This is a genomic window from Pseudonocardia sp. KRD291, assembly GCF_019263595.1.
Classification (GTDB): domain Bacteria; phylum Actinomycetota; class Actinomycetes; order Mycobacteriales; family Pseudonocardiaceae; genus Pseudonocardia.
The window spans coordinates 1-3,728 of sequence record NZ_JADQDD010000424.1; the positions used below are offsets into that span (position 1 = coordinate 1).

Below are 3,728 nucleotides of genomic sequence, written 5' to 3' on the forward strand. Positions count from 1 at the left end.
GTCGCCGCCGGGGTCGCCGGCGCCGTCCATACCGCCGCCGTCCAGCGCGGCGCCGTCGGAGAACCCGTCGGCGTAGGCCGCGCCGGACATGCCGGAGAACAGCGACGTGAACAGCAGCGCCGACCCGACGCCCCACGCACCGGCCACCAGCGCCGGCTTCCACCAGGGCTCGGAGTACCAGCCGCGCGGCACCGGGCGTCCGGCCACGGTCCCGCCGGGATAGAAGTGGCTGTTGCGGTCCGAGGGTTCCGGCGATGCCCCGTAGGAGCGGCCCTCGACCTCGACCTCACGGTTCTCGGTGACCGCACCGGCCCTGGCCTGCCCGGGCAGCGGGGGCAGCTCCGGACCCGGGTCCATGCCCATCGCGGTCCGCGCGGCCCGCACGTAGTAGAGACCCTCGTAGGCGGTCTCGGTGACCTGGCGGGTCTGGACGGTGGTCCGGGCCTGCTCCATCTGCGACCCGGCCGCGGTGAACCGCTCGGACGCGTCCGCCAGAGCCTGCTTCGACGCGTCGTCGGTGCCGTTCAGCGCGTAGACCTGCCCGCCGAGGCGCTCCACCCAGCGACGCGCCTCGGACTTCGCGTCCTCGAGCTCGTTCGTCTTCTCCGCGCTGCGCTGGCGCACCAGCCAGACGACGCCGGCGACCACGGCCACCAGCACGATCAGAGTCAGCAGGTTTCCGACCATCGTTCATCACGCTCCCACCCTGGTAACGGACGGGAGCGTGACCGAAGTTCCCTACTTGACGACGTTGACCAGACGCCCCGGCACGACGATGACCTTGCGCGGCTCCGCGCCGCCCAGCTCCGCGACGATCTTCTCGTCGGCCAGCGCCGCGGCCTTCACCTCGTCCTGGCCCGCGTCGGCGGCGACCGTGATCCGGGAGCGGACCTTGCCGTTGACCTGGATCGGGTACTCGACGGTGTCGGCCACCAGGTAGCGCTCGTCGGCCACCGGGAACGGCGCGTAGGCCAGCGTCTCGTCGTGGCCCAGCTTCTGCCACAGCTCCTCGGCGATGTGCGGGGCGAGCGGCGCCAGCATCAGCACCAGCGACTCGGCCACCGGCCGCGAGACCTGCCCGCCGCTCTTGGTCAGGTGGTTGTTCAGCTCGATCAGCTTCGCGGCCGCGGTGTTGTAGTGCAGGGCCGGCAGGTCCTGGTGCACCCCGGCGATCGCCTTGTGCAGCGCGCGCAGCGTCGTCTCGTCCGGCTCGTCGTCGGAGACCCGGATCTCGCCGCTGTTCTCGTCGACCAGGTTGCGCCACACCCGCTGCAGGAACCGCTGCGGACCGACGACGTCGCGCGTCGACCAGGGCCGGGAAGCCTCCATCGGGCCGGTGTACATCTCGTAGAGGCGGAACGTGTCGGCGCCGTAGCGGTCGCACATCTCGTCCGGGGTCACCACGTTCTTCAGCGACTTGCCCATCTTCCCGTACTCCCGGGTGACGGGTTCACCGTTCCACGTGAAACCACCGTCCTCTCCTTCGGTGACCTCCTCGGCGGGGACGTAGAGCCCGCGGGTGTCGGTGTAGGCGAAGGCCTGGATGTAGCCCTGGTTGAACAGCTTGTGGAACGGCTCCTCGCTGCTCACGTGGCCCAGGTCGAAGAGGATCTTGTGCCAGAAGCGCGAGTACAGCAGGTGCAGCACCGCGTGCTCGACGCCGCCGACGTAGAGGTCGACGCCGCCCGGGTCCTGCGCGGAGCGGGCGGTGTCCTTGCCGATCCAGTACTTCTCGGCCTCCCTGGACACGAACCGGTCGGAGTTCTCCGGGTCCAGGTAGCGCAGGTAGTACCAGCAGGAGCCGGCCCACTGCGGCATCGTGTTCGTCTCGCGGCGGTAGGTCTTCGGGCCCTCACCCAGGTCCAGCTCGACGCTCACCCAGTCGACGGCACGGCCCAGCGGCGGCTCCGGCTCGGTGTTCGCGTCCGCCGGGTCGTAGGCCCGCGGCGCGTAGTCGTCGACGTCGGGCAGCACCACCGGCAGCTGGTCCTCGGGCAGGGCGATCGGGCCGTGCTCGTCCCACACGATCGGGAACGGCTCGCCCCAGTAGCGCTGGCGGGAGAACAGCCAGTCCCGCAGCTTGTACTGCACGACGGCGTCCCCGGCCCCGCGCGCGGCCAGCCAGTCGATGATCGCGCGCTTGGCCTCGGTGACGCCCAGGCCGTTCAGGCTGATCTCGTCGTTCGCGGAGTTGATCATCGGCCCGACGCCGGTGAACGCGCCGCCGTCCCAGTTCTCGCCTGGGTCGACGGTGCGGATGATCGGCAGGCCGAACGCCGTGGCGAAGTCCCAGTCGCGCGGGTCCTCGGCCGGGACGGCCATGATCGCGCCGGTGCCGTAGCCCATGAGCACGTAGTCGGCGACGAAGACCGGGATCTGCTCGCCGTTCACCGGGTTGGTGGCGTACGCGCCGGTGAACACACCGGTCTTGTCCTTGTTCTCCTGGCGGTCCAGCTCGGACTTGCGCCCGGCCGCGGTCCGGTAGGCCGCGACCGCGTCGGAGGGGGTGGCCGCGCCGCCGGTCCAGCGCTCGTCGACGCCGTCCGGCCATGCGGTGGGTGCGATCTTCTCGACCAGGGGGTGCTCCGGCGCCAGCACCATGTAGGTGGCGCCGAACAGCGTGTCCGGACGGGTGGTGAAGACCTCGATCTCGGCTCCGCCTGCGGTGCGGAACCGCACCTGGGCACCTTCGGAACGGCCGATCCAGTTCCGCTGCATCGCCTTGACCGACTCCGGCCAGTCGACCCGGTCCAGGTCGTCGGCCAGCCGGTCGGCGTAGGCGGTGATCCGCATCTTCCACTGCTTCAGGCTGCGGCGGAACACCGGATAGTTGCCGCGCTCGCTGCGGCCGTCGGCGGTGACCTCCTCGTTGGCCAGCACCGTGCCCAGTCCGGGGCACCAGTTCACCGGCGCCTCGGAGATGTAGGCCAGGCGGTGGCCGTCGATCACCTCACGCCGGGCCGGCTCGTCGAGCGACGACCACGCGCGCCCGTCCGGGACGGCGCGGGTGCCGGCCTCGAACTCGGCGCGCAGCTCGGTGATCGGGCGGGCCCGGCCAGCGTCGGTGTCGTAGAAGGCCTCGAAGATCTCCCGGAAGATCCACTGGGTCCAGCGGTAGAACTCGATGTCGGTGGTCGCGACGGAACGGCGCGGGTCGTGCGCCAGACCCAGCTGGCGCAGCTGCGCGCGGTAGCGGGCGATGTTCGCCTCGGTCGTCGCGCGCGGGTGCGTCCCGGTCTGCACGGCGTACTGCTCGGCGGGCAGGCCGAACGCGTCGAAGCCCATCGGGTGCAGCACGTTGTGCCCGGTCATCCGCAGGTAGCGGCCCAGCACGTCGGTGCCGATGAAGCCGAGCGGGTGCCCGACGTGCAGCCCGGACCCGGACGGGTACGGGAACATGTCCATCAGGTAGACCTTCGGCCGCTCCGAGCCGGGCTCGCCCGGGTTCGGGGCGTGGAACGTCTCCGCCTGCTCCCAGACGTCCTGCCACTTGCGCTCGATCCGACCGGCCATGTCGGCGTCGTAGCGGAACGGGGGCGTCTGCTGGCCGGAGTCGGCCGGGGACGCCGCGCCGTCGGCCTGGCTGATGTCGGTGGTCATGTCCGCTTCACCTCGAGGGGATGTCGTGACGGCCGCACGCGATGCGGGGCCGGAACACACGCGACCCCTCCGGCCATGCCGAAGGGGTCGTCGCCGCGCCGGGAGTCGAGCTCAACTCGGTGCGGCGC

At 71.2% G+C, this 3,728-nt stretch carries 2 protein-coding genes; both read right to left on the reverse strand.

Going from position 1 to position 3,728, the window contains the following annotated elements:
- On the reverse strand, positions 1-687 hold a 687-nt coding region (locus I4I78_RS31115; protein WP_218615086.1), incomplete at its 3' end, for a hypothetical protein.
- 51 nt (positions 688-738) lie between these two features.
- A complete protein-coding gene (gene leuS, locus I4I78_RS31120) occupies positions 739-3,600 on the reverse strand; it encodes a leucine--tRNA ligase (protein WP_218615087.1) in 2,862 nt (953 codons plus the stop codon).
- Positions 3,601-3,728: the final 128 nt, after the last annotated feature.